The following is a 26,850-nucleotide window of genomic DNA, read 5'->3' as shown; positions in this document are numbered from 1 at the left end:
GGCAGGGTCGACTCCCAAGACAATGTCGGTGAGTGAATATGTCCGTCCAGCGCGCAAGTTTCTATATTCTTCTGGCGCTCGTCACGATCGCCTTCGCCTGGCTGCTTATCCCTTATTACACAGCGGTCCTTTGGGCGATCATTCTCGCCGTCATCTTCTATCCCGTTCAGCAATATCTCGTGCGGCTTTTGCGCGGACGGCGTAATTTTGCAGCCTTTCTGTCGGTGCTGATGTGTATTTGTCTGGTCATCATTCCGGTGCTGATCATTTTCAGCTCGCTGGTTCAGGAAGGAAACTCTCTGTACCAACGGCTGAGCAGTCGCGAATTCGACCTCAACAGCTACATCACCAGCATCCTATCCGTTCTGCCAGATTCGCTGGAAGACTGGCTCAAACGTTTCGAGCTTGGCAGTTTCGCCGAATGGCGTTCGCGGATTTCAGCGACAATCCTGCAAGGCAGTCAGCTTTTCGCCGGTCGTCTCGTCAGCTTTGGCCAGAACACGCTGCAATTTTTCATCGGCTTCGGCATCATGCTCTATCTGCTGTTCTTCTTGTTCCGCGACGGTGCGGATCTTGGACGCAGAATCCGGCAGGCCATTCCGCTGAGCGACGACTATACGCGCCAGTTTCTGGAAAAATTTACCGCTGTCATCCGCGCGACCGTCAAGGGCAACATTATCATCGCGATCATTCAGGGTTTGATCGGCGGTATTGCCTTCTGGCTATTGGGCATCGAAGCCGCCCTGCTGTGGGGCGTGATGATGACCTTCTTCTCCATGCTGCCAGCGGTCGGTGCCGCTCTCGTCTGGGTGCCTGCCGCCGTGTGGTTCTTTGTCAGCGGGGACTGGGGCAAGGGCGTCATTCTCGTGCTGATCGGAACGCTGGTTATCGGCCTCGTGGATAATTTGCTGCGCCCGCCGCTGGTCGGCAAGGGCACGCGCATGCCGGATTATGTGGTGCTGATCTCGACGGTTGGCGGCATTTCGCTGGTCGGCATCAATGGCTTTGTTATCGGACCGTTGATTGCCGCCATGTTCATTGCCGCATGGTCGCTACTTGCCGAAGAGCAGAAGGACAAGCCCATCGCCGCCGACGGTCCCAAACCGTCGGCAGTGAAGGCGAGACGCTCGAAATAATCAAGGATCAGGCGACTTTGAGCGTTTCCACTGGCAGGCCGGTATCGGTCATCTTGTTGTCGATGCCGTTTTCATCAAGGAACTGCTTCATCTCCGCATAGGTTTCAAACCATGCACGGTTGTATTTATCGAATAGCGACTGATCCCAGTAATCCTCCAAACGGAACGGCTTGTCGCTGAAAACGTCATAGCTTGGAATTTTATAAGTCTCGGCAAATTCAGCCGTGCGGCTGTCATAGGTGAAATAGATCGACGGCACGCCATTGGCGAGCGCCATCAGATTGCCGTGCAGGCGATAGCCAAGCACGAGTTGTTGCTGGCGTACTAGGTTTTCATAATCGGCAACAACATCGGAATAGAACATCTTGTTGCGGTAGAGGTTTTCGATTTCATCGTCGAAATACCAATCGGCGGTCCAGCGATGGCCTTTCAGTGCGGCGATGGCCTCTTCCTTCTGGTCGGGCGTGCCGAACACCATCTTTTTCTCGTCGATCTCGCCTTGGGCCATCAGCGTGACATCGAAGCGCCGTGCCATTGTCTTGATGAGATCGCGGTGACGGGTGAGGTATTGTTCAATGTCCTGCGCATAGGCGGGCGAAACCTCACGGCGCACAGTGACGCCAACCTTCTGGACACTGTCGAGTGGGGGCAGCTTGATGCGCAAATGCTGGTTGTTGCGGCGGAAAGCCGTCGGGCAGCCGATAATGCGCACATTGCGAATGCCGATATCGTTCAGCACCTGCGCCGTATATGCGCCGCGCACACCGATGGAGACGGTCGAATCCGCGATGATGCGCAGCACTGCCTTGGTTTCTTCGGAGAGTTCCAGCGCGCCCTTGGAGGGGGCCTGCGCGCCGATGCCAAACGCGATGACCGGCAGTTTCAGCCGTTGCAACACGGCAATGCTCTCGCGCCAGTTCATGTCCTTGTTCACATAGTTCGACCCGCGCAGAATGACATAGTCATAATCCTCGCGCAGCTGGTCGATCTTTTCCGGCGAATAAGCGGTTATGGGAAGCTCGGACGCCTTTTCATAGTTCATCAGCTTGAGCGATGACTCGAATACGAAGGCATCGCCAATATTGTGATAGTGATTGATGCTGCCCTGCACGTCGGTGTGACGATACCAGCGCACATTGTCGTGGTCATACACTTCTCCAGCGGGAATCATCACGAGGGCGCGGGGGGCACGGGCCATTCGGTTTTCCTTTAGTAAGAGCATTTCCAGCAAAAGTGTGAAACGGTTTTGCGTTCGGAAATGCGTAAGACAATGATTCCAGGTAAGCCAGGCTCAGCTTGCCTGAGAGAGGACAGTTTCACTCACTGCCGGTTTCGGCTTGCGAGGCTTCGCCTCACGCAATCGGTTATAAAGGTCGAGATGCTCTTTGGCGCAATCAACATAGTGTACAGGACGACGGATGGAATTGTGAAGACGATCCCAGATGCTCGGTGCGCTTAGAACTTCTGTGAAACGGTCGGCGAGATCTTCCGCGCTGCGGACGCGGAAATGCAGCCCGTCTTCACCATCGCGGATTTTCTCGGCCATGCCGCCAATATTGGAGCAAATGACCGGGCGGCGGTGATGCAAGGCTTCCTGAATGACGATGGGCGAGTTTTCCCACCAGATCGACGGCATCACCACCCAGTCGACCGACTGCATGAGACGCGGCATTTCCGCATTCTGGTAAGCGCCATAAAAACGCACGCGAGGGCCAGCTTCTTCGATCAGCTTCTGCATCCGCTCCTGAAAGGCAGGCGGCTGCTTTTCCAGATTGCCGCCAAAAATCATCAGGCGGGAATCTTCACCCCACACCTGTTCTGGAACACGCGATACCGCGTCCACCAGCACATCGATGCCCTTGAACGGGTTGATCTGGCCAAAAAAGGCGAAGCGACTGCGGCGCGGGTTCGGGCCGGTCAATTCGCGTGGTGGCGTGACCTCTCGAATGGCGATGCCGTTCTCGATCACAGCCATCTTGTCGGGGCTCAGGCCCCATTCGTGATAGCGGTTTGCCAGAAACTGGCTTGGCGAGATGAAGGCGTCGGCCAGTTCCAGCATTCCGCGCACAAAGCGCTCACGCTTGAGAAACCGCGCTGGCGGAACCTGCGGAAAGCAGGCGTGGCAATCAATGGGCGAGGCCTCGTTGCAAAGCTTCGACGTCCCGGCTTTCACCATCTGGCCGTCATTGTTGCAGATCGACAGGAATTCGTGGAACGTGACCAGAATGATGCGATCTGGCAGGGCCTCGCGGATTGCGTAAAGCGTTTCCAGTCCGAGCCCCATCACATGATGGAAATGCACGATATCCGGATCGAAATCGCGCACGAAACGCAATAGATCGCGACGGATTTCGTCTGTGTTCTTGTTCGACAGATAGAAGTGATCATACTCGTCGGCGTGAAACAGGATTTCATCGCTAGCGCGGCGCATGCTCATCAATGCCGTGGTGCCGTGGCGCGGGATCGGGTGTCCGGCGCGGGCCAGATAGACCGACTGCACGCCGGGAATGGCATTCAAACCCTTGTGCAGGTTATAGGATGCGATTTCACCCCCGCCCAGCGAGATCGACGGGTGGGCGTGCGAGATGACCAGAACGCGGAGTTTGTCGCTCATGCGGGTTCCTCAATCGGTGCGCTGCGCCTGCCAGCAAGAATATTCGACCAGCGTGCATCAAAGACCTGACGGTCGATCCGCTCGATCAATGCGATAGTTGATGCCCTGTCGGTGACCGATACATCGTCGGAGCCGAGCATCTGCGCCGATGGCAGCCAGTAGGAGCGCAGGCCGGACTGTTTGAGTTTCAATCCAAGGTCGAGGCCTTTTTCATGCGTGCCGAGATAGCCGCGTGTGAAGCCGCCGACCGAAAACAGCGCATCACGCGGCAGGATGCAGCATTCGAAGGTCGCCGTGGCGACTTCGGTGAGTGACATGCCGGAAACCGAATCCATCGGGTATCCGGCATAACGGCTGATAAGCGCCCGATCCGATTGCGGCCCGGCAACCCAGGTTCCGGCCCAGCGAATGGAATCGTCTTCGTAAACGAGCGTTGGCGAAAGAACGCAGTCGTGATGCGCATCATAAGCCGTGACGAGCTTGTTCAGCCAGCCTGCACGCCGCGGCAAAAGCGAGCCTGCCAGAAAGACCACCTTGTCGGTTGTGACGGCGCGCGCGCCTACTTCCAGCGCATCATAAAGATCTTCCGAACCGCTGGCCGAGACGAGCCGGATACGCAGGCGATAGAAGTCCGCAAGCCTTCGAACCTGTACCCCGATGCGGTCGATGATTTCCGTCGCGGCTGCAACGACAATCGGTGCGATGCGGGTTTCCGGATCAAGTGCGAGCAGCGCCAGCAGAGGCTCGATCTCTTCCACGCGTTCATCGACACCGATGATGATCGCCAGATTGGCGGCGTGGTTTACCGCATCTTCGAACGGGCCAAGATCGACGACGCCGAACACTTCCGGCGCCGGACGGCTGACCCCGCTCAGCAGCGGAACCAGCTGCTGATCGACAATGTGGCGCAGCGCCCAGGCATTGGGGTCGGTTGCGCGTATCTGCCGGACAATTGCATCGCGTGACGTGACACGGGTCGGCGTCAATGGATGAAAGGCGCGGCGTCCATCGCTGATGGCAAGCTCGATATAAAACGGTGATGTGCTATCGCCAGCAAGCTCGGGCGCAAAGGCCACGAAACCATGCGCGTGACGATTGGGGTCGAGACCGGCATTGAAGGGCGGTTGATTGTCGAACTCGCGAGTGACATCTGGACGGTCGTAACGGGTCCAGGTGCCGTCGACCTGTATCTCGCCGCGATGGCGGCGCAGCTTGACGCTTTCCACATGGCTGTCGGGGTCGAGCAGCCAACCAGAAACCAGAATGCCGCTGCCCTCGACGCGGAACACGTTGTCGATGCCAAGCCGCACCGGGAAGGGCAGGCCAGAGACAGTCTCGCCGCCGTCGAAACGATTGGCCGCCGAGCGTAGCCGGAGCAGAATATCTGTCGAACTGCGCACGCGCGGCAGGATGGCGCGAATGTGTCCCGGCGTCTCACGCGATCCGGCCAGCAGCCTGCGATCATAGACTTCCGTGAAGCGCCAGCCGCGTCGTCCGCGAAACAGAAGCCGCTCAATATCGTTCGGTTCCACCAGCTCATTGGCGAGCAGCAAACCGGCAAAACCCGACGCCTGATCGTTGAGATCGGGGCGCGCGAAAACGCTGATCGAACATTCTGCCAGCGAAGAGTTTTTACCGCTGATGAGAAGTCGCGTGACGGCGGGCGTCAAATCCTGCGCCCAGCCCTGAACGAAAATTTCGCCTTCGTCGCTACCGCCAATCAATTCGATACAGCCATCGGAGCGCGCTCCGACCTGCAGCAGAACAGTGATTGCGGCAAGCTTCTTGCGCCCGATAGGACCGGAGATCAGCCCTTCTACCAGTTCATCGATGACGGTTGGCAGACTTGGCCCGGCAAGGTCGCCGATCATGGCGACGAAATCGGCGACAGGTGCGGCGCGCGAGGCGAAATTGTAACGCGCGACTTTGGCCTTATGCTGGAACATCACCGTCTTGAGGATGCCCCGGCGCAAGATGCCGGTTGGCACAATGGCCACGAAGCCATGGGTTCCGGCAGGCGAAGGCTCTTTCAGTGGCCAGGTGACGAGGTTTACCTTGACGCTGAGCGCCGGATCGCCATTCAGAAAGGCTGTGACCTGATCGCCGCTCGCATTGCCGATACCAAGCACGAGCAGAAGCGTTTCCTCGATCACGCAGCCGACAACCATCTCGCCTTCCATCATCATGGGCGGGCGTTCCGATGGTCGGGCAGGTTTTGCTGCCGGTTGCTGCGTGGCGGGTCTTTCGTCTTGCGTCATGGGTTTCCCCTCAGCGCATCACGAAAAGGGTCAGGATGGCGCCTGCGACAAAACCCGCCATAACGTACATCAGCATGAACAGCAGCTTCACATCGCCACCGGCGCGTTTGCGCACGTCGTCCATGCGTTTTTCAAGCCCTGCGACCACACCATCCATACGCATGATATGCACGTCGAGTTCGGTCATGCGCTGATGCAAATCGGTACGCAGGCCATCGACCGAGGCGGCGATGTCTCCCATTTCGGCGGGCGCAGCATTGCCTGAACTGTCGAGCACCGGAGCCACGCGCTGCAGCGAACGCTGATTAACCTGCAACTGGCGTTGCGCGGCCATCAACATGTCGAGCTTATCCAGAATGCGGGTCATCGGCGCTGCAATCAGCGCTTCGGCGGCCTGTTCGTCTGGCTTCGGTACGCGCAGTTTCTGCTCATTACCTGCCGCATTGGCTGCGACGACAACAAGCTCACCGGCGCGGGCGGCTGCAAATTGTGGCAGCATCACTTCGAAAGCATGCAGGCCGTCGCCAATGCCGTTGCGCTTCAGGTCGGGACGTTCCTTGTCCGCCGGTGCTTCGGCAATTGGCTTGTCATCGAGCAGAACGCGGATCAAAAGTCGTTCTGTGGGCGCTCCGGGATCGAACGCCCAGCCGTAAAGGCGGCCTTCCTCGATGGCGTCAACGCGTCCTTTCATGGCTTCGGTCCTCTGAGGTGCGGCGGATGCAGCCTGTGCTGCTGCCGGTTTTGCTGCCCCTTCGGTTGGAACTTTGGTCGCGATGTTCATGATCTACCTCTTATGCTGCCTCGACACGGGCCGTTCGTATTGTCCCGATCAGATCGAGATAATGCGAAGCCGTCGTGTCGATGGTGTCCGGATGGCGTGCATTTTCGCTGAGCGACTGACGCAGTTCCGGGTTTTCCGCCATACGGCGCATGGCTTCCGCCAGCGCCTGCGGATCATTGGGCGGAACGGTCAGGCCGTTTACGCCGTCTGTAATCATTTCGGCCATGCCACCAATATTGGAGCAGATGACCGGGCAATCCTGTCCCTGCGCTTCCTGAATGACGAGGGGCGCATTTTCCCACCAGATCGATGGCATGATGGCGCAATCGACGGTGCGGATCAGTTGCGCGATATCTTCACGCCGATAAGCGCCACGCCGTTGCACGAAAGGGGCCGTTTCAGCGAAAAGCTGGTCGATTTCGCTGACAAAACTCTCGCTTTGAAACGGTGCCGCGCCATGCACGCGCAATTCGAAGTCGAAGCCTTCATTGATCAGTTGCTGTGCCGCCCGGAGCAGAACAGTCGCGCCCTTCCATGGGTTCAGATTGCCGAAATAACCGAAGACAGGTTTGGTTCGTTCGCGACGTGGGCTGTCGATCGCAGGGCGTTCCGGCTGACCGTTTGGAATGACGCTGATCAAATCTTCCGACAGACCCCAGTCAACATAACGTTGCTTCAGGAATTCACTCGGAGACACGAAAGCGTCAACGGCGGTCAACAGCGACTTGATGTGGCGTTCGCGCAGCACGAATTTGTCGAGCGCGATGTCCTTGAAACAGGCATGGCAGCGATCCGGGCTGGCACCGTAGCAAAGTTCCTTGCCCGTCGTGCGCACCATCAGGCCGTCGTGGTGACAGATCGGGTAATAGTCGTGCAATGTCAGGACGATACGGCAATTCGGTAATGTGCGTCGAACAATATGCGGAAATTCTGCGCCGAGCAGCAGAAGGTGGTGAAGATGCACCACATCCGGTCGAAAATCCTTCAGCAGTTCCACAATGTCCGGCACTATGCCGTAGAGATCGACCTGGCTCATGTTGAAACGGTCGAAATGACCAGACCAGAGCAGGATTTCATCGCCGCCATTGCCGATGCTTTGAAAGCTTGTTCCCGGGCGCTCCTGACGGTGAACCTTGTTGGTGGCTCCCAAAAACAACGCTTCGCAACCGGCGCGCTGATAGGCGCGAAACAGATCATGCGCGAATATTTCCGTCCCGCCGGGATGCAACGACGGATGATTATGGGCAGCGACGAGCACGCGTTGGGCCATCAGGCAGCGCCTCCGCGTGTCGCGATGAACAGATCCTGATAATGGTCGGATGCTATCCCGCGCCAGTGGCCGAATGACTTCAATTCCAGTGTCAGGCCGGCACCCGCCAGCGCGCGATCCAGAAAGCCATTCTCAAAGCCGACGGCGGCGAGAGGTGGAAGTTCCGGCACATACCAGCACGGGCCTGCACCGCTGCGTTCGAAACTGAGGCGTGGGTCTCGCTTGCCATGGCGGTCGCGCGCAGCAATGTCGTCGACAACAAAAGCCGTCATGAACAGTTTGCCGCCGGGCGCCAGCACACGGGCGATCTCCCGCAGATAGACTTTGACTTCGTCAGCGGCGAGATGCGTCACCACCGACGTCATGATAACGAAATCGACGCTTTTGTCCGGAAACGGCAGGACGAGGTGATGTCCATCGACAGCGCCACGCGGATTATAGAGCGCATGGGCAATGTCGATGTGCTGAAACTGGAAGTTGGGATAAAGCGCGCTGATGTGCTGACGGCACCAGTTCGTGCCGCCCGCCACCGGATCGATACCCGCATAACGCCCTTTGGCTGGGTCGAGATATTGCGTCAGCGGCACGGCCATGCGTCCGATGCCTGATCCGATATCGAGAACGCGCGCATCGGGCTTGAGGCCGCCTTTGCGGATGAAGTGGCCGAGAAACTCTGCACCCACAGCCCGGAAATCGCCGTCACCCACAAACACGCTGTTGGGGTCAGGCGAGGGCAGGAAGCGGTTCTTCAAGACGGCGCGTGTCAGCCAGCCGATCTGTTCTTCGGGAATTGGAAGTTTGGTTTCAGGCTGTTTCAGCGCTACCACGTCGGTCAAGCGACGCTCCTTTCATATTTGGCAACGATCACATTGGACGACGGCGCGGTCTGCGTGTCGTCTTCTGGCGGAGCCATCAGGTCGGTGATGTCTTCATCCCAGCGCTGGGTGTGCATCCAGGAATTATATTGGCTGGCAAGGCCGCGCATATAATCAGCGCTGCGGCGGATCGAGCGGCGCTCGAAATGATAGAGCGCGACGGCAGGATCGTAATAAACCTGAAAGCCAAGCTGGCGGATTTTCAGGCAAAGATCACTGTCTTCATAGTCACCTATGATATAGTCTTCAGTATATCCACCGACCAGATCGAAGATATCCTTGCGCGTTATAAGGCAGGCACCAGTAATGCCCGGAACATCGCGTCCGACAAGGGCGGGCGCATAGCTACCGGGCATGCCCTTGTAGTAATGATGGTTGAGCCAGACGCCGTGGCGATCACGGGCAAAATAGAGGCCTGCGTGCTGAAGCGAACCGTCTTCAAACAGAAGTCGGGGACCGATTGCGCCCAGCCGTTTGTTATCGAAGAGCGGTTGCAGCAGGTCTTGCAGCCAGCCGTGCTTTTCCGGCACGACATCGGAGTTCAACATCACAATGGCAGTACCCGTTGCCACGCTCGCACCCGCATTGCAGGCGCGGGCATAACCGCCATTGCGATTCATGATGACAAGGCGAAACGGCAGGTCGTGCAATATATGCAGGCCGCCCAGCATGTGCTCGGTATCGTCGTGTATTTCCGGCGAATCGAGAACGAAAATGAGTTCTGCATTGGCGACGATCCAGGGATCGGTTGCCAGTGACGAAAACTGGAAGCGCAGGAAATCCAGATTGCGATAAAGCGGGATGACGATGGACGCGACCGGGTTGGCGGGCGTGGTGCCAAAATCCTTGGTTTCCGCAATGCGCACGGTCGCGCCCAGCTTCTTTTCCACTTCGGTCAAAGCCGGAGCGAGAATGGTCTCGAACACTTTCGGGCGTGCGTGTTGCGGCGGCACGGCACGCAAGATGCGCTTGCGCTGCTCCGCCGGCTCGAACGGCTGCGTGGCAGGGACCAAAGGCGCGGTTGCGCCGGATGTGAGCCGCATCTGGAAACGCGGTTGCAAAAGCGGACCAAGATTTTTGGCAGCAGGCAGCCAGGCGACGAAACCCGTCACATCGGCCTGTGGGGCATCTTCCCGTTTGGCGATCTTTCCGGGGAATTTATGGAAATGGGCTTTCAGTGAAATGGCACTGCCATTGGCAGGCAGATATTCGATGTCGCCCAGCATAGCCGACGGATCGTGATACCACCCGCCCACGATCAGACCATTATCCAGCGCAAGTGCAAGATCGATTTCCGCTGCCGGATTATGGCTGGCGGATTGCGTGATCTGGCGTACAGGAAGCGGCGAACGGCTTTGCAGGTCGATGGCTACAGCCGGGCCGCTTTGGCCAAGTTTTGCGAGTTCGCTGACCAGAAATTCGCGCAGATCGGCATTGCCTTGCCATTTGGTCCACCATTTGCCGAAATCCATCGGCTCTGACGGACCGTCGGAGAGTTTGCGGATTGCAACCCCTTTTTGTCCGGTCAGGACGAACAGAAAGGATGAAGGCAAGTTCTGTGGGGATTCAACCAGAAGATGGCAGGGCTGCCATGCCTTGTGCGACTGCTGGCCGACCGTGAAGCGCGGAGGGATAACGATAACGCTTCCATTGCTGACGCCATAGATGGCGGAGATTTCGCCGAGCATCGGATCGACAGCAGTCTCCAGCAGATGATGTCCGGCAACGGGCTGGCCGCAATTCTGGATTTCGCGCGGTTCCGGCGTCAGCGCCAGCGTGAGGTTGCGAACGAGGGCTGCAAAAGTCTGATTGCGCGACAGGCGAAACGCGCTGCGCCATGTCGTGAGAATGGTCGAAAGCAGCTTGATGTGCCCCTGCAGGGTCAGGTCTGACAGGATGCGTTCGCTATCAAAGGATGCAAGCTCGTTGGCCGGGTAGAGAATGGACTGAACCGTGGGGCCAAGGGAACCGGCGGACAGAGCGAATTCAACAGGCTCGCTGCCGGTGCGCATGGCCCAGAACATGCGCGTGCCGCCGCTTTCCAGCGGAATGCCGACGCTCAGCAGTGGCACCGGTTGGACAGGCATTTCAAGCGCGCATTTAGTCGACTGGCGTGCCGGGCTTGGAATGTCCCAGGCGATCACGGCAACGTCGGCACAAAGGCGGCAAATGGAGAGATTCTCGGGTTTGCTTTCCCCGATATCGGCGGTTCTGCCGATATCATTTGCCCCGGTGCCAATTGCAATCTCCGCCGAATGGTCGAGGTTCAATGCGAATACCCTTTCATTCTTATCGGATGCAGGAAAATCAACGAGGAGCCCGCATTCTGATCCGAAAACTGGCAATCATTTTTCGGAATAGGCTTCAAAATCAAAACGTGCCCGGCGGGAGGCTGCCGGGCACGCCATTATTGGATCAATCAGTGAACAGTGAAGTACTGGTCAGGATGCGACTGGATGTCGTCAGCATTGGTGTTCACGAGGGTAACGGTGTCGCCATTGCCGAGATCGACAACGACATTGCCGCCAACCTGCGTGACGCGATCGGCAAGATCGTCCGCGGACGAAATGTCGAGGCCATTGATGCCCTTCTGGATCTGAAGGATGTCCTCGCCCGGATTGAAGTCGAGAATGACGTCGTTTCCGCCGCCACCGTTGAACAGGAACGTGTCGCTCCCGTTACCACCAATGAGCACGTCGTCGCCGGCGCCGCCATCGAGGATGTCGTTGCCATTGCCGCCATACAGAATGTCATTGTGAGCGCCGCCATAAAGCAGGTCATCGCCGTTGCCGCCCTGGAGAATGTCATCTCCATTGCCGCCATACAGCACGTCGCTGCCATTGCCGCCGCTCAGAATGTCGTTTCCTTCATTGCCGTAAAGAATGTCATCGCCATTCTCGCCGAACAGGACGTCATTGCCTGTGCCGCCAAAAAGAATGTCGCTGCCATTCCCGCCGAAGATGGTGTCATTGCCATCCCCTCCGAAGACGAGATCATCGCCGCCATGGGCACGGATGAAATCGTCAAAGCGGGAGCCGAACAACACGTCGTCGTAGGCGCCGCCTTCTAGAGTGGCCATCTGCTTCTCCTTGTGTTCCGTTGGGTTTCACAAGCCGGAATGCTCCGACCATTATGCTCGTAGTAGTCTGATACTTATCTTTGATAAATACAACATCGGAAAATGGTATAATTACAATAATGCCGTGTAACAATTTATTACGAAAAATTTATATTCCGGAATTGTGAACTTCTTTTAAAATTACTTTTGTATCAATAATAATTTGTATTTGGATTATATTTTAGAGCAAATTGCTTCAAAATTTGAAACGTCACGGAATTGTCAAGAAAATGTCTATTTTTCAAAGCGATGACGCCGCACATTGTTTCGAATGCGCGGCGTCGCAAAAAACAGAAAATCTGAAATGTATATAAGGAATACTGTGGAATACAGTTCTCCGGGGGACGGCGACCTGGCTTCGAAACGTTCCCAGTCAAAGATCGGCCACGGATAAATGCAATCCATTCCATTTTGGCACATCTTGCTTGGAGGGATTTGAAACTTGGGACGCGTAAGTTTTAATCTTCACGGAAGGCGCGGTTTAGACTGTCAGTGATCGGCGACACGATATAGTCGATTGCGCGACGTTCCTTATGCACGATGATGACTTCCGCAGGCATGCCCGGATACATGCGGGCTGTCGGATTGGCAGCCAGTGAATCCGGATTGATCTCTGCACGTGCCACGAAATAGGCCGAGTTGGTCTTGTCATCGATGGTTTGATCAGCGGCAATATAGGTCAGTTTGCCGTCAAATGGTGCCATAGAACGTTGATTATAAGCGGTAAGTTTGATCTGTGCTTTTGAACCAACTGCAACGCTGTCGATATCGTTAGGGCTGACTTTCATTTCCACCAGAAGAGGCTCGTTCTCGGGGACGATATCCATAATCGCTTCGGCAGGCGAGATGACGCCGCCCGGGGTGCGCAGGCGAATATTGGCGATGATGCCTTCCTGTGGAGCAAGCACTTCAACGCGACGCATTACATCTTTCGCAGCGATGATCTGCTCTTCTGCGTCAGAAAGTTCGACCTGGCTGGTCGTGATTTCCCCCGCGATTTCCGATTGCAGGTCGCTTTCAATGCCGGACAAGGCGAATTCGGCGCCAGCCTTGGCTTGTTCGGCCTTTGCCTTTTCACCCGTATATTCGCCACGGTCGCCCGCAAGTTGGCTCAACCGCGTTTCGATTTCGGTTAGTGTCGATTTCTGCGCGAACCCCTTTTTCACAAGCCCGGCGATAGCGTTGCGCTGTTCTTCAATCAAAGTGATCTGGCGATCGGTCGCTGCAATCTGTGCCGTCGATGCCTTGGCCTGTTCGGTATATTGCTCGATGGTTTTCTGCTGAATGTCGATCTTGCTTCGCTTTTGCGTTAGCCGCTTTTCGAAAAAGATCTGTTCGGCGCGAATGGCATTTTTCGCGTTCTCGCCGCCTTCCTCGAATCTCTCCGGGAAGGTGATTTCGTGCTCGCCCGCTTGTTCTGCTCTCAGGCGCGCCAGCTTGGCGATGAGACCAATCCGGCGGCTTTCCAGCGATTGCAGTTGTGAGCGCGCTTTGGTGGCATCAAGACGCAAGAGCGGCTGGCCGACCTTGACCAGATCACCTTCCTGCACCAGCAACCGGTCGAGAATGCCGCCTTCCAGATGGCTGATGGTCTTGCGCTTCGAATCGACGATGACGGTTCCGTTGGCAACAGCGGCACTGCCGAGCTCGGCGGAATAGGCCCAGGCGAAGAACCCCCCAAAGGCGACACCAATCGTAGCCATACCGGCGATGATGAGACCGCGCAGCGGAGACTGGTTGTCTTCGCGTTCGAGATCATAAGCCCATTCGGGTTTGACGCTGCCGAAGCGGGTGAGCGCCTTGTGGTCGGATGATTCTGCACGCGGCGCGAGTAGATTCGAAACGCGGCGAGGAATGACAGATTTTCCGGTCATGAGTTCACGGCTCCTGCCTGCGGATTATTGTTGCCGGGCGTCAGCGACGCCACGACGTCGGTGCGAGGGCCGAATTGTGTAATGCGGCCGTTTTCAAGCACGAGCAGTTTGTCGGCGACCTGCATGATAGTCGGACGATGTGCGATCATGATGACGATAGCGCCATCATCGCGCGCGTGTTCGATGGCGCGCATCAGGGCGCGTTCGCCGATGGCGTCGAGGTTGGAGTTGGGTTCATCGAGCACGATGAGGCGCGGGCGATTATAGAGGCAGCGCGCAAGGCCGATGCGCTGGCGCTGGCCGCCCGAAAGCGTCAGTCGTCCGTCGCCAACCGGCGTGTCGTAACCGAGCGGCATGCGTCCGATCATTTCATGGACATCGGCAAGGCGAGCTGCTTCCAGTACGCGGTGCGGGTCGCTGTCGCCCATGCGCGCAATGTTGTCCTTGATGGTGCCGTCGAGAAGCGAGACCGACTGCGGGAGATAGCCCGCGATCTCGCCGAATGAGCCACGCTCCCAGAGGTAGACATTGTTGCCGTCAAGGAAGACGCCGCCCGCGGAGGGTTTGACGATACCGATGAGCAGGCGCGCCAGCGTGGATTTACCAGCCGCTGAAGGGCCGACCACCCCCAGCACTTCACCGGGCGAAATCGAAAACGAAATGCCCTTGATGATCGGAACTTCGACACCGGGCGCGGCGTAAATCAGCTTGTCGATCACCAGGTCGCCATTGGGGCGTGGCGTTGGCATGGTCTGGCGCACAGCGAGGTTTTCCGACAGCAGCGACTGAACGCGCTTCCAACTGGCTATGGCGCTGACCCATTGACGCCAGTTCTCGACAATGCGGTCGAAAGGCATCAGCAGGCGACCGATGATGATGCTGGTGGCAATCATGGCGCCGGGGGTGATTTCCTGCTGCATGGCGAGCAGCGTACCGATGCCGAGTGAAGCGATCTGGATGATGAAACGTGCCGTGCGTGCAATCGACGACAGAGCTTTGACGCGGGTACCGCCGAGGTCGAGAACTTCGAGCGCCTGCATCTGCATGGTGCGCCAGCGACGGGCGAGAGCGGGCAACATGCCCATGGCTTCGATGACTTCCGCATGACGCAGGCTGCTGCCGATTTTCGCCACCGCTTCAACATTGGCCTGATTGGCCTCCTGAATGAGATTGCGCGTCAGGAGATCGGTGAGCAGGCCGCAGGCGACCAGAATAACGACGGCTATGACGCCGATGACGCCGAGCATCGGATGCAGCAAAAACAGCACGCCGAGGAAGATTGGCGACCACGCCGCATCAAGAGGTGCATTGATGGCGGGGGAGGTCAGAAAATTGCGCAACTCTGTGAGGTCGCGGAGGGTTTGCGTCGCTTTCGGGAGACCTTGATCGACCGAAGCCTGGATGGCGGCCGTCAACACGGCCAGGTTGAGACGACGCACCAGAGCGGTGCCCATGGCTTGAAACGACAGCGCCCGGATGAACTCCAGAACGCCGAAAACGATCATCGCACCGATGGCGAGAATCGTCAGCATGGTCAACGTGTCGAGACTGCGGCTGTTCAGGACGCGGTCATGAACCTGCAACATGTAGAGCGGTACGGTGAGTTGTAGCAAATTGATACAGGCACTCAAAAGCACGGCGTAAAGCAGCCCCGAGAGGAAGACGCGCCGAGCCCTGTAAATGAGGCTTTTCGGCGAAACTCCCACTTCGTCGGTGGCTTTTTTGCCGACGGAGCTCTTGCCATTTAGGTTCTTTTGGCCAGTATCGTTCATGCGCGGTCTGCCTTGGTATGGTCACAGGTCGTGGATATCCCTAAAGAGAGTCACCCATCTATCAGTATTATTCAAGTAATACCGCTTATAATGTGACGGAAAAAAGTTATTACGGCGGGGAAATGCGAAAGGAGACAAGAAAATCTAATTGAAAATTTCTTCAAAATTTGAAGTAAAATTGAAAATGGAGAGTAAAAGATGCAAAAACTTCTGCACGAGGGAGTGGAAGTCGAAACATCAATTGACGGATATTCATCCGTTGATTTTCCTGAAGTAACCGCCGAGAAACAGGAACGCAGAAACCCGGTGCATACAGTCGTAATTACTCATTTCGAACTGGCCCGGATGATTGAAAGAGTGAACCGCCGCTTTGTGAGCCTCCTGAAGACGGAGCTTACCAAGTTGGGGGTAGAGGACATTGGCCCGGCACAGACGCTTGTTCTGATGGCGATTGGCGATGTCGAGCTCACTGTGGGTGAACTACTGGATCGCGGGCACTATGTCGGGTCCAACATTTCCTATTATTTAAAGCAGCTTACCGATGGCGGTTATGTTGATCGCGTTGCCTCGCAGCGAGACAAGCGGTCTGCACGCATTCGTCTGACAGACAAGGGCGAACGCCTTTGCCTGAACCTGAAAAACGCCAGCAGGGACTATCATCATATCCTTGCTCGTGATGACGATGATCTTAGAAATCTCGAAATCGCATACCAGACTTTACACAGACTGGAATTGCTGTGGGGCAACGCCGCACGGTATGGCATTTGATGTTGATCGACGAATATCGACCAAAAAACCTACACGTTTTGTGACATGCATATAGCTTTTGTGCACAGACGTGGATTTGGTCAGTTCGCTGCTCTGGCCGGGCATCTGGCTGAAAGCGGACATGATGTAAGCCTGATTTGCGAGACGGTGGACCGTCGCCTCCCTGCGGTCCGCGTCATTCGCCACAGAGTTGAATCTGGTCCTCGCACCGATGGTGCGATGGCCAGATATCTCGAGGTTCCGGATCATCATACCCGGATCGGTTACCGTGTCGCCGAAACGCTTGAATCGATGGCGCGGCACGGTCAACCGCCGGACATAGTCATAGGTCATATCGGCTGGGGCAGCATGATGTTCGTCAAGGACGTGCTGCCCTCGACGCCGTCGCTTGGCTACTGCGAATTTTTCTATCGGGCGCATGGTGCGGATGTCGGCTTTGCGCCCGATGACAAGCCTGACGTGGAGATGCGTAAGCGGCTGCGGCTTAGAAATATGGCGCAGCTCGTGACGCTCGAAAGCATGGATGGCGGTTTCAGCCCCACGCACTGGCAGAAGAGCCTTTATCCGAAAGCGGCACAGAATCGCATCGCCGTCGTGCATGAGGGTGTCGACACCAAGGTTTTCTATCCTGATCGTCACGCATCTTTACAGCTGCCGGACGGTCGTGTTTTGAAGGCTGGAGAATCGCGCGTGATCACCTTTGTGTCGCGTGATCTCGAACCCTATCGGGGTTTCCCGCAAGCGCTGGAAGCGGCGGCGAAAGTCATCCGCCAGAACAAGGATGCCATATTCGTCTTCGTCGGCGGAGACGGGGTCAGCTATGGTACGCCACCTCCCGGTGGAGGGTCCTGGCGAGAACATCTTTTGCGCAATCATGATCTGCCGCCCGACAGGGTGGTGTTTCTGGGCTCCATCCCGCATGCCGACCTGCGCAAGCTCTACCAGATATCGACAGGGCATATCTATCTGACCTATCCGTTCGTGTTGTCGTGGTCGGTGATCGAGGCAATGGCGTGCGGCGCGCTGATCATCGGGTCCGACACGCCGCCGGTGCGCGAGGTGATCCGCGCCGGTCAGAACGGCCTGCTTGTTCCATTTTATGACACAGATGTGCTGGCTCAAACGGTGCTGGACGTTCTTGCCGACCCGGATGCCTGCCTCCAGATGCGGGCGGCAGCGCGCCGAACCATCGAAAATCGCTTTCGGTTGTCGGAATGTTTACGTCAGCAAAAAACGTTGATCGATGCAGTATTGAATGTCCGATGAGCAGTATGTGGCGACAATCGGGCATTCAAGTACCTGTATTATAATATAATAGCCCGCAATTCTGCGTGTTTACGAGGTATAGTGAATATATCTGCATATTGTTTCAAATTTTGAATTAAACCATTTCCAATTATACGCAATATTATCATATAGTTGACGCTATATCACTGTTGACAATACATGGTCTGTATTTTCTCATTGTACTTGTAGGCCGAACCTCCCAATCGGCCATCAGACAATGGACGATTATGTTGAGCACACCACTTCCTGCGATCTCGGGGCGGAAGAACCGCCGCTATGCCATTGCTTCGATGCGTGATCGTGAAGCGCTGGAAGCGACTTCTCTGGGCGACGTGACTGCTTTCGTTGAAGGCGACGGCAAGCGTCTGCGTCTGGCGAATACATTTCCGCTCATTGCGGTTGCCGCTTCCGATGAAGGCGCACACGAACTAAACACGATCCTGCAGCAGCTTTATCGCATGCGCACCATACCGGAAGTGCCGGTCGTGCGCGTCGATGAGACCGGGCCGGAAACCGTGCCCATGCTCGTGACCCAGTTGCTGGAAAGCAGTCTGGACCGCCTTGTCGGGCATGTCAGCAAGGTGCATGCGGAACTTGCGATGCTGCGCCGCGAACGCGAAACGATGTTCGAGAATTACCGCGCCATCGAAGACGCCTTTCATGCGCGCAACTGGGATTCGTCGACTGAGATATTCAGTCACGCGCCTTTGGTGGATCCAAAGGATGAAGGTTTTGCGCGCCTGCTGCGCGAATCTGAAATCGAGCAGCTTTTTCCGGTTTCAAGCTATGCCGTGTCCGGTTTCGCGCTGCATTTCCGCGATCTGCCCGCCAACCGCAACGGTCAGCTGATCGTCACGCTGGATTATCTCGAAAACGGCGAGGGCATTGCCGAATGGCTGGTACCTTATGGCACGCTGCATTCGGAGTGGAACTTCTTCTCGCTCCCGAAAGCCTGTGACGGCAGCCATCGCACCTTGCGTCTGCGCATATCTGCGACGGGCGGCGTGCCGCCGGAATTGTCTTTGGGCAATGTGATCGCCAATGAGCGCTATGCCGCGCGTGCGCGCATTCCGCATGCCGATCTCGACATGCGCCCGCTGGCGTTGAGAATCTTCACCGGCCTGCCGGGTGTGCGTCCGGCATCGCTGCCAAATGCCATTGTGCCGACCTCGATGATCAATGGTCGCAAGGTGGACGATTATCGCTTGCCGATCGAGCTGTTGCGCAATGTCTCCAATGTGTCGGTGACGCCGCTCACACCGGATTTCCCGACGGTGCGTTTTCTGGAACATGAAGACGCCATCGGTTGCCACCCGCTTGAAGAGGGTATCACCGCTGCTGCTATCCGACGTGTGGTTGCGCCGGGAACCGTGCGGATTTCCGCCCGTGCTGTGATAGACCATCCGGAAGGCCAGCCCTGCGCCGTCGGTCTGCTGCTCGTCAATCTGGCGTCCGATGCGCAGGAAGAAATCGGTGCGCTTGCTTCCATGGATCGACGGCGTTCGCAGGTCCTGTTCAGCGGCTGGTCGGAAGTGGCGCCCAATCGCCCCATCGACATCAACTTCATGCTCGAAGAGCCAATCGACCGCACGATGGATCTGGTCGTTTTGAGCAGGGCCGCTGGTGGGTCTGTCGATTTCTCCTGGCTGAAGGTTTTCAACTTCCGTCTGGTCAAGCACGTTGAAGCCAGTCCCGCCCAAGAGGTGCTGAAAGAGGCCGCGAATGTACGATAGATCGAAGGATTTGATCGTCGTCGCGATGCCCCTCTATGGGCATGCGGCGCTGGCGCTTGAGGCGCTGGAATCGATCCTCACATCACAAACTGTGTTCCGCACGCAGATCGTTGTGTCGGTCGACGGCGATCCGCGTCGCGAAGTGTTTGACAGTCTGGCGCTCTATTCCGCAGCCCATCCGAATATCCATGTGATCTTCGGTGAAAATGCAGGGCCCGGTGGCGCGCGTAACCGCGCTGTCGATTATATTCTCGAAGAGATGCCGGACGTTAAGGCGGTCTATTTTGTCGATGCCGACAACCGTGTTCAGCCGCATACCATTGATACACTTTACCGTAAGCTGCTCGCTTCCAATGCGGGCTGGGTCTACACGAATATCGACACGTTTTCGGTTAACTGGCGCGCCCATTATGGCGACAGCTATTCGCGGCTCATCCACTGTATCACAGACAATATCTGCGATACCGGCTCGATGATCTCTGCTGAGGTATTCCACAGCGGTGTTCGCTTCGACGATGATCGCCAGAACGGTTTTGAAGACTGGGAATTCTGGCTTTCGGCCATTGAAGCAGGCTTTGTTGGTACTCCGTGCCATGACACCGGCTTCGAATACCGTCTGCGTGCCGAAAGTCGCTTCAAGGAAGCCAATCGTGACCGTTCCGGTTCGATCAACTTTCTGCGCAAGCGGCACAAGGCGCTGTTCCGTCGCCCGACATTGGTCGGCTTCGAGCATGAGGAATGCCCCCGTTACGGCGTCATACGCGCAGGCGAGGGAACGGTCAGTTTCTTTACCGATCCGAGCCTTGGCGCGACCGATCTCAAGTTTGACGATGCGATCCGGGCCTTCTGGGGCAGTGTGTCGGAACCCGACAATTTCCATTTCCCGCCCTTCCTCGCTTCATCCAACACCGAGACTCTAAAACTGCTGGCGCGCTCGCGTCTGTTCCCGAACATTCTATCGCGACTGGAAAAGCTCTCCGAGCAGGCCAACATCGTTTTCGTAGAACTGACGAATGTTGAAAACGAGCGGCGGATCGATACCGAAATCATGCCGTCCGGCACACGGCAGCCCCATGCCGATCTGATTTTCGTATCGACCCGGCTGATCCGCGAGATCATCGAAAACGATGCGCTCAATTGGTTCGCGTCGCTGGGTACGCAGCAGTTGTGGCCCACATCGGCGCGTATGAAAGTGCGCTTTCCTTTTCCCCGCGTGCGCCAGCGTCGCGCCCTGTCACGACCGGAGCAATCCATGCTCAATCTGGTCACGTCGATTGCCACAAGCCCGCTCAAGCAGAGTGCGGCCATGCGCTGGACGTGGCGTCCGCGCCGTTTGCCCGCTTTGTCGGAAATGTATCAAGTGCTGCGTGATGAGCTTGGTGGTGGGCCTGTCCTGCCGCTCGCACACAATACCGCGAAGAAAAAGACGGCTGCCGTTCTGGTGCCGAATGCATCGTTTGGCGGTGCCGAAAAGGTGGCCTATGCCGCTGGTCGTGAACTGAAGAATCAGGGCTTTGAAACCCACCTCTTTGTTCTCGGCAATGAACGTATGGACGTGCTGGACGAGTTCGACCAATCCTTCGATTATCTCCATTTTTGGAAAGACGGTATTCCGGCCTGGGGCGATACAAATCGCTTCCTCGGGCAGGATTTCATCACGGAGGATCATCCGCTCGACTGGAGCATCCTGCGCGGTCAGCTTTCGGGCTTCGATCTGGTCGTGAACAACCACGTCATGGCGGCGCATCCGCTGATGGGCAAGCTGCGATCCGAGGGAACGCGCACGGCCTGCTATCTCCATGTGGTGGACGAAACGGTCTTCCGCCGTCAGGCTGGACAGCCCTATGCGGCTATCGCTTTCGAACACGCCTATGATGCGTTTCTCACCTGTTCGGATCAGTTGAAAATCTATCTGCACAGTTTTGGCGTGCCGTTCGAGAAAGTCTTCTCTGTGCCAAATGGCGCGAGCTTCTCCATCGATGCGAAGCAGCGCGCGCAGGTGGCAGCAGCGCGCAAGGAAGGACGCAAGGGCCGACCCATGCGCATTCTCTATATGGGCCGCCTCGACCGCCAGAAAGGCATCGACCGGCTGCATGATGCGATCATGAAGCTGAGAGAGCAGGGCATTTCCTTCGACGCGCAGGCGATTGGTGGAGAAATCCTCTCCGATGATCCGAGCGCATCCTGGATGACAAAACTGCAAGAGGCGGGTGTCCGTGTGTCGCCCCCGGTCTTCGACGGCAAGGATATCGCGAACCATCTTGCATGGGCCGATGTGCTTCTGATGCCTTCTCGTTGGGAAGGCGCGCCATTGATGATTGCCGAAGCGCAGCAGCTTGGCTGTGTGCCGGTGGCGACAGCGGTTGGTGCGGTCGATGAACTCATCAATCATGGCCGCGACGGCATCCTGATCCGGAATGGCAATGATGCGCAGATCGTCGCCGACATGACGCGCATCCTGACCATTCTTGCGCAGGACAATGACGCCCTGATGCGCACCGCCGAAGGCGCTCTTGCCTCCGCAGCGCACCGCACATGGAGTGCAGCATTTTCCGACTTCACGGATTGGGCCAATGAAATCAGCCCTGTCTATCCGAAATCCCGGCCTTCCCAGCCGAACGTTGCAGATGATGCCAGCGCGATTGCCGTTCTCCCCGGCCGCGCAGTTGCCTGATTATACCAGAAAGGTCGACCTATGAGCCGCCCAGCCAACCCACGAATTCTCGTCACTGGCATCCCGAGCCATTTGACCCGCCTTATCCAGCGCGCGGAAAAATCGCAGGTTTATTATTCGGAAAAGCAACGCGTACCGGAATCCAAGGAAAACTTTATCCAGGAACTGAAGAACATCAGTAATACGGGTAATTATCTGATCGGAGAGGGTGCCATGACTGCCCTTCTTCCATCAGCAAAGCATATTCCGTTCTGGCATCTCTATAATTGCGTCAATAACGGTGCAGGTCTGGAAGAGATCAACAAGGAATTCGACATCTGCGTTTTCACTTGTGCCAATCTGTTGCGCAAGGGCTTGTCTGCAGATGCGGAAGCTCTGGTCTTGTCCAAGCTGGACATGCCGGTGGTGATGCTCGGCATCGGTATTCAAAACCGCCCGGACATCGAAGGTGAAGACGGTCTGCCGGCGGGCACCAAGAAGCTTCTGGACGTGCTCAAATCCCGCGAGCATTATTTCCTTACGCGTGGTGAAAACGCTGCCGGTTACCTGCGTGATCAGGGCTTTTCCTATGTCCGCCCGGTTGGCTGCCCCTCGCTCTATTTCCGCCCCGATAATATGCGTAAGGCGATCAGCCGCCTGCCGGATGTGAAGGTGGGAGAGGGCCGCACCGTCTTCACCGGCTATATGGGTGCGGAACTGGAAACCATCGGCGACATGAATGCGCTCAGCTCCGATGACGGACGCTCGGCCTATGTCGTACAGGATGAGCTTTTGCATTTCGACATGCAGCTTGAGCCGGACGCCAATGGCCGCGCCTACGATTCGACTACGGGCGAGCTGGTTGGTCCGCTTACCTATAAAGGCTCTGGCGATCTCAAGAAGAAGATCAGCGTTCACGCTTTTCTCGACACCAATCAGTGGCGCGCCTGGTGCTCGACCATGGATTTCTCCTTCGGTCGCCGCTTCCACGGCAATGTCATTTCCATGCAAGCCGGTGTGCCGAGCCTGATGGTGGCCGTCGACGACCGCATGCGTGAAATGCTGAATTTCTCCGGTCTGCCGAAGATCGACGCCCGCGATCTCAACGCCGCCAACGACCGGCGCGCATTCGTGAGCGATCATATTGCGGCGATGAACATCCCCGACGTGATCGAAAAATATTCGGACCGCGAACGCAACTTCCGAAGCGCTCTTTCAGAAATCGGCATTGGATAACTCCCGATCCAAGCAGCCGTCTCATAACTCCAGCGAAGATGGATCATCATGCGCATAATGATTACCGGCATCCCGTCATATTTGATGCGGACCGTCGAAAGCGTTTCCGGGGCGAGCGTGAAGCATCGTCCCTATTTCGAACCCATCCGCACGAAGAAGGATGTGATCGATCAGGTGAAGAAGATTGCCAATACGGGCAATTATCTCATCGGCGAGGGCGCTGCCAACGCCGTGCGCGGTCACGACGTGACCTATGTTCCGTTCTGGCATCTGGCCAACAGTCTCAATTCGCCGGACACCTATGCGAAGCTCAATGAGAGCTTCGATCTGTGCCTGTTCGCCTCGGCCAATCTTTTGCGCCCGGGCTATGCGGCAACGACTGAATCCTTCGTCTTCGAAAAGCTGAACATGCCGATCGTCGTCATGGGTATAGGCATTCAGAAGAAGGAAAATCTGAAGGAAGAACTGCCGGAAGGCACACGCCGTTTCCTTGAAATTCTGCGTCGCAAGGAAAGCTTCTTTCTGACGCGCGGGCATTTCACGGCGGAATTCCTCAAGGACGCGGGCATGAAATATGTCCGCCCGACTGGCTGTCCGTCGCTCTATTACGCGCCGGATCAGATGAAACGTTCGCTGAGCCGCCTTGCCGATCCAAGCCTGGCCGACGCGCAGAAGATCTCCTTCGGCGGCTATCTGGGCAGTGTTGCCGATACGATTGTGGACGCGCATGCACTGCTCGAAAAGGACAGTGTCGCAAGCTATGTCCTTCAGGACGAAGTGATCGTTTACAATATGAACATGGCCGGTGAAGACCACTCCGAAGCCTATGATCAGGCGGCAAGCCGCATCACTGCTCCTGTCGAGTACAAGCATATGGAAAAATGGCAGCGCAAGAACGAGCTGCTGGTGTTCTTCGATACGCACAAATGGCGCAGCTGGATTTCCAGTCAGGATTTCGGCCTGAGCCGTCGTTTCCACGGCACGATTATCGGCATGCAGTCCGGCATTCCGGGGCTGATGATCGCCGTTGATGACCGTATGCGCGAAATGCTGGGCTTTGTAGGCTTTCCACATATCGATGCCAGCGTCTGGAACCGCGAACCGCAGAAGAAGGCCTTTCTGCGCGACTTCCTTTCGAAGATCGATGTGCCCGCCGCCATCAATCGCTATTCGGAATGCGAAGCCAATTTCAACGGCGCGCTAAAGGATATCGGCATACGATGAAACGGAGGGTCAGGAGCACCGGGGGCAGGAAACGGGCAATCGCAGCGCTTTTGGGTATTGTCCTTCTCGGCATCATGCCCAACGGCGCTCTGGCCGATACGCGCTTTGGCGTCAACCGGGTCAATATGGCCTGGTTGCCCGCCGCAGAGCGCGAACAGATTTTCGACCAGATGGTGAAGAACGGCGTCGTGGCTGTGCGGCTTTCGCTGACGCGACCCATCGACCAGAGCATCGATGCGGTGCGGCTTGCGCATGAAAAGAAGCTGGCCGTACTGCTCGAAGTCTCGCTGAACAATGTCGATTTTTATCCAGAAGGCACCAAGCCCCGTTCGGGGCGAGGCCGGATCTGGAACATGTACCGGCTGTCGGACATTGATCCGAAACGTTTCCAGACAGCGATTGGCGACGCGCTTCAAAAAATCGACGCGCTTGGCGTGAAGCTGATCGGTGTAGAGACCGGCAATGAAATCAACTGGGGTGCCTATAATGGCGATCTCGCTATTTTGCCGAGTGAAAAGTCAAAGACCGCTCGCTCGTTGAGTGAAATGGAAGAGCTGCCGCTCGTGGAAAAGGGCGCGGAGAAATATGTCGAACTGCTGCGCGCCGTTCGCGCCGAACTGGCGAAAACCAAGCTCAATGCAAACGCCAAGGTGGTTTCAGCGGGCCTTTCGGATATTCCCTTTGCGGATGCGGATCGGCGTGGGATCGATACGGTCGATCCGGAAGCCTTCACTGATCTTCTAAAAAGACACGGCCTCGATACGGTGGCCGATGGCTATGGAATTCACATCTATCCGGGCAGCAGTGGGACGCGTGCCGCGCGCGCAAAGCACGTCGAGAAGGCGCTTTCCTTCTGCGGCGGTGCCGATGGAAAGCCATGCTGGATCACGGAATGGGGCTTTGCCAACAAGTCCAAGGCCTGTCCGGCAGATGACAATAATCGGCAGCAACTGGTGGAGAAGGCGCGGGAGCGCTTCCGCCAGATGATGGACAGCGGCCAGATCGCAGCCGCTTATTATTTTGATTGGGATGAGGGAACTTACGGCGTCTGGCGTTGCGGGGCTCTGACCCCGGCAGGTCAGGCCGCAACGGTGACGAAATGAAACTCAAGACTGTAATCATTGGCGGTTCCAACACCGTCATGCTGCCCGGCTATCTGCCGACCCTGCTTTCGACCATGGCGCGTCGCGGGGTAGAGCTGGATATTATGGCCGACCTCGCGGTTGGCGGTACGACGAGTGCCTTCGGGCTTTACCAGCTAAAGATTTTCGAGCAGCTTGAAGACTGCGAATTGCTGCTGATCGAATATGCGATCAACGACGCATTCGTATATGGCGACGAGCGCAGGCCCTTCCGCCACTGGGCGCGTTTCTATGAAGGCATCATTCGTTACGCGCTGGAGCGCAATCCAAATCTGCGTATTGCGACGCTCGTCTTCGGCGCACGCAACGGGTCTTTCCTGAACTCGGTTCCGTCCATCGATGCGGGCATCAATTACATCTCGCAATGGTATGGCACGATCTGCGCCGATGTCTCGCGCATGCTGATGCAGCAATATGGCCGCGATGCCGTGACCAATCCGTCTTTCTATCTGGATCAGGGGCATTATTCGCGTCCCATCAGTACAACCATCGTTGCCAATCTGATTGCCGATGTGCTGGAATCAGCGCTTTCTGCGCCCCATCGGCCCAAAGCGCTGCCCTTTGCCATTGATCCTGATCACTTCGCCAATGCGCGCGCCTTGAGCGGCGTGCAGCTATGCAAGCGGCTGGGACGGACACCGGTGGAATATAGCAATCGTCGCTTTTCGATTTCGGCGATTGACCTTGGCACTGACCGAATGCGCTTTGAAGTCGATAACGGCCAGTTGCTGGCGGTTGGCTATGTCTGCGATCCACGCACGTCGCCGCTTGATATTCGGATTGGTGATGAGTTGCACCGCGCTGCGATGATGAAGGGCGGCGTGCGCGACGGTACGTACAAGTTCCTCGCCTCAATGCTCAGCTTCGAGTTTCTCTACGGCGCCAATTTGCTCGATGCGCGGGGCAATGTGGCGCTTACGCTTTCTGGTGCGGATAGCGATGTGGAGCATAAGCTGCATGTTCCAAAGGACAGTGTCCGTCAGGATAATTTGCCTGCCGACCCGGTTCTGCCGATCACCGGCATATTGTTTTCTGGCAATCTGAAAGTCATGTCGCTGGAGAAGAAAGCCGTGACGAGCGAGCCCATCTCGGAAGCGGCGCAATAGAAG

Annotated in this window: 19 protein-coding genes; 9 read left to right on the top strand and 10 right to left on the bottom strand. The window is 56.7% G+C overall.

The window, feature by feature from the left end; translation table 11 throughout:
- Positions 1-38 precede the first annotated feature (38 nt).
- Complete coding sequence (locus tag FHW03_RS10420; RefSeq protein WP_182520569.1) at positions 39-1,136, top strand: AI-2E family transporter; 1,098 nt, start codon at positions 39-41, stop codon at positions 1,134-1,136.
- 7 nt (positions 1,137-1,143) lie between these two features.
- Here FHW03_RS10420 and FHW03_RS10415 read toward each other — a convergent pair whose 3' ends face one another.
- From FHW03_RS10415 to FHW03_RS10370, 10 genes are all read right to left on the bottom strand, one after another.
- Entirely contained in the window at positions 1,144-2,334 is a 1,191-nt protein-coding gene (locus tag FHW03_RS10415; protein ID WP_182520568.1) for a polysaccharide pyruvyl transferase family protein, read from the bottom strand.
- Positions 2,335-2,427: 93 nt separating this feature from the next.
- A complete protein-coding gene (locus FHW03_RS10410) occupies positions 2,428-3,750 on the bottom strand; it encodes a glycosyltransferase family 4 protein (protein WP_182520567.1) in 1,323 nt (440 codons plus the stop codon).
- Positions 3,747-6,008, bottom strand: a complete 2,262-nt coding sequence (locus FHW03_RS10405) for a hypothetical protein (protein ID WP_182520566.1) — start codon at positions 6,006-6,008, stop codon at positions 3,747-3,749. Before FHW03_RS10405 ends, FHW03_RS10410 begins: the two co-directional genes overlap by 4 nt.
- Before the next feature lie 10 nt (positions 6,009-6,018).
- On the bottom strand, positions 6,019-6,789 hold the full coding sequence (locus FHW03_RS10400; RefSeq protein WP_182520565.1) for a hypothetical protein: 771 nt from the start codon (positions 6,787-6,789) through the stop codon (positions 6,019-6,021).
- A 10-nt stretch (positions 6,790-6,799) separates the two neighbouring features.
- Positions 6,800-8,059, bottom strand: coding sequence for a glycosyltransferase family 4 protein (locus FHW03_RS10395; RefSeq protein WP_182520564.1), 1,260 nt, complete (start codon positions 8,057-8,059; stop codon positions 6,800-6,802).
- Positions 8,059-8,895, bottom strand: a complete 837-nt coding sequence (locus FHW03_RS10390) for a class I SAM-dependent methyltransferase (protein ID WP_182520563.1) — start codon at positions 8,893-8,895, stop codon at positions 8,059-8,061. The genes FHW03_RS10395 and FHW03_RS10390 overlap by 1 nt, the downstream gene beginning before the upstream one ends.
- A complete protein-coding gene (locus tag FHW03_RS10385; protein WP_210277239.1) occupies positions 8,892-11,204 on the bottom strand; it encodes a glycosyltransferase family 2 protein in 2,313 nt (770 codons plus the stop codon). The genes FHW03_RS10390 and FHW03_RS10385 overlap by 4 nt, the downstream gene beginning before the upstream one ends.
- 149 nt (positions 11,205-11,353) lie before the next feature.
- Positions 11,354-12,013, bottom strand: coding sequence for a calcium-binding protein (locus FHW03_RS10380; protein ID WP_182520562.1), 660 nt, complete (start codon positions 12,011-12,013; stop codon positions 11,354-11,356).
- A 497-nt stretch (positions 12,014-12,510) separates the two neighbouring features.
- Positions 12,511-13,926, bottom strand: a complete 1,416-nt coding sequence (locus FHW03_RS10375) for an HlyD family type I secretion periplasmic adaptor subunit (RefSeq protein WP_182520561.1) — start codon at positions 13,924-13,926, stop codon at positions 12,511-12,513.
- Positions 13,923-15,698, bottom strand: a complete 1,776-nt coding sequence (locus FHW03_RS10370) for a type I secretion system permease/ATPase (protein WP_182520560.1) — start codon at positions 15,696-15,698, stop codon at positions 13,923-13,925. Before FHW03_RS10370 ends, FHW03_RS10375 begins: the two co-directional genes overlap by 4 nt.
- Before the next feature lie 198 nt (positions 15,699-15,896).
- Here FHW03_RS10370 and FHW03_RS10365 point away from each other — a divergent pair, with 198 nt between their 5' ends.
- The 8 genes from FHW03_RS10365 to FHW03_RS10330 all read left to right on the top strand — a co-directional run bounded on the left by FHW03_RS10365 (position 15,897) and on the right by FHW03_RS10330 (position 26,847).
- Positions 15,897-16,466: a MarR family transcriptional regulator gene (locus tag FHW03_RS10365; RefSeq protein WP_182520559.1), complete on the top strand. Its 570-nt coding sequence runs from the start codon at positions 15,897-15,899 to the stop codon at positions 16,464-16,466.
- A 45-nt stretch (positions 16,467-16,511) separates the two neighbouring features.
- A complete protein-coding gene (locus FHW03_RS10360) occupies positions 16,512-17,732 on the top strand; it encodes a glycosyltransferase family 4 protein (protein WP_182520558.1) in 1,221 nt (406 codons plus the stop codon).
- 248 nt (positions 17,733-17,980) lie between these two features.
- The gene (locus FHW03_RS10355; protein WP_182520557.1) at positions 17,981-19,486 is read left to right on the top strand and encodes a DUF6212 domain-containing protein; all 1,506 of its coding nucleotides are present in this window, start codon (positions 17,981-17,983) and stop codon (positions 19,484-19,486) included.
- Positions 19,476-22,160, top strand: a complete 2,685-nt coding sequence (locus FHW03_RS10350) for a glycosyltransferase (RefSeq protein WP_182520556.1) — start codon at positions 19,476-19,478, stop codon at positions 22,158-22,160. The genes FHW03_RS10355 and FHW03_RS10350 overlap by 11 nt, the downstream gene beginning before the upstream one ends.
- A 21-nt stretch (positions 22,161-22,181) precedes the next feature.
- Positions 22,182-23,375, top strand: coding sequence for a polysaccharide pyruvyl transferase family protein (locus FHW03_RS10345; RefSeq protein WP_182520555.1), 1,194 nt, complete (start codon positions 22,182-22,184; stop codon positions 23,373-23,375).
- Between the two features lie 48 nt (positions 23,376-23,423).
- Complete coding sequence (locus FHW03_RS10340) at positions 23,424-24,599, top strand: polysaccharide pyruvyl transferase family protein (protein WP_182520554.1); 1,176 nt, start codon at positions 23,424-23,426, stop codon at positions 24,597-24,599.
- The gene (locus FHW03_RS10335; RefSeq protein ID WP_377514567.1) at positions 24,596-25,702 is read left to right on the top strand and encodes a glycosyl hydrolase; all 1,107 of its coding nucleotides are present in this window, start codon (positions 24,596-24,598) and stop codon (positions 25,700-25,702) included. The genes FHW03_RS10340 and FHW03_RS10335 overlap by 4 nt, the downstream gene beginning before the upstream one ends.
- Positions 25,699-26,847, top strand: a complete 1,149-nt coding sequence (locus FHW03_RS10330) for an SGNH/GDSL hydrolase family protein (RefSeq protein ID WP_182520553.1) — start codon at positions 25,699-25,701, stop codon at positions 26,845-26,847. Before FHW03_RS10335 ends, FHW03_RS10330 begins: the two co-directional genes overlap by 4 nt.
- Positions 26,848-26,850 lie beyond the last annotated feature (3 nt).

It is taken from the genome of Ochrobactrum sp. RH2CCR150 (assembly GCA_014138095.1).
GTDB lineage: Bacteria > Pseudomonadota > Alphaproteobacteria > Rhizobiales > Rhizobiaceae > Brucella > Brucella gambitense.
The sequence above is the reverse complement of the archived record's forward strand: the minus strand, read 5'-3'. Positions and strand labels throughout refer to the sequence as shown.

Excerpts from the sequence above, each read along its gene's own strand:
- FHW03_RS10370 (WP_182520560.1), bottom strand. The coding sequence starts at position 15,698 with ATGAACGATACTGGCCAAAAGAACCTAAATGGCAAGAGCTCCGTCGGC.
- FHW03_RS10375 (WP_182520561.1), bottom strand. The coding sequence starts at position 13,926 with ATGACCGGAAAATCTGTCATTCCTCGCCGCGTTTCGAATCTACTCGCG.
- FHW03_RS10355 (WP_182520557.1), top strand. The coding sequence starts at position 17,981 with ATGTTGAGCACACCACTTCCTGCGATCTCGGGGCGGAAGAACCGCCGC.
- FHW03_RS10420 (WP_182520569.1), top strand. The coding sequence starts at position 39 with ATGTCCGTCCAGCGCGCAAGTTTCTATATTCTTCTGGCGCTCGTCACG.
- FHW03_RS10405 (WP_182520566.1), bottom strand. The coding sequence starts at position 6,008 with ATGACGCAAGACGAAAGACCCGCCACGCAGCAACCGGCAGCAAAACCT.
- FHW03_RS10360 (WP_182520558.1), top strand. The coding sequence starts at position 16,512 with ATGCATATAGCTTTTGTGCACAGACGTGGATTTGGTCAGTTCGCTGCT.
- FHW03_RS10335 (WP_377514567.1), top strand. The coding sequence starts at position 24,596 with ATGAAACGGAGGGTCAGGAGCACCGGGGGCAGGAAACGGGCAATCGCA.
- FHW03_RS10415 (WP_182520568.1), bottom strand. The coding sequence starts at position 2,334 with ATGGCCCGTGCCCCCCGCGCCCTCGTGATGATTCCCGCTGGAGAAGTG.
- FHW03_RS10395 (WP_182520564.1), bottom strand. The coding sequence starts at position 8,059 with ATGGCCCAACGCGTGCTCGTCGCTGCCCATAATCATCCGTCGTTGCAT.
- FHW03_RS10340 (WP_182520554.1), top strand. The coding sequence starts at position 23,424 with ATGCGCATAATGATTACCGGCATCCCGTCATATTTGATGCGGACCGTC.
- FHW03_RS10380 (WP_182520562.1), bottom strand. The coding sequence starts at position 12,013 with ATGGCCACTCTAGAAGGCGGCGCCTACGACGACGTGTTGTTCGGCTCC.
- FHW03_RS10350 (WP_182520556.1), top strand. The coding sequence starts at position 19,476 with ATGTACGATAGATCGAAGGATTTGATCGTCGTCGCGATGCCCCTCTAT.
- FHW03_RS10330 (WP_182520553.1), top strand. The coding sequence starts at position 25,699 with ATGAAACTCAAGACTGTAATCATTGGCGGTTCCAACACCGTCATGCTG.
- FHW03_RS10410 (WP_182520567.1), bottom strand. The coding sequence starts at position 3,750 with ATGAGCGACAAACTCCGCGTTCTGGTCATCTCGCACGCCCACCCGTCG.
- FHW03_RS10345 (WP_182520555.1), top strand. The coding sequence starts at position 22,182 with ATGAGCCGCCCAGCCAACCCACGAATTCTCGTCACTGGCATCCCGAGC.
- FHW03_RS10365 (WP_182520559.1), top strand. The coding sequence starts at position 15,897 with ATGCAAAAACTTCTGCACGAGGGAGTGGAAGTCGAAACATCAATTGAC.
- FHW03_RS10400 (WP_182520565.1), bottom strand. The coding sequence starts at position 6,789 with ATGAACATCGCGACCAAAGTTCCAACCGAAGGGGCAGCAAAACCGGCA.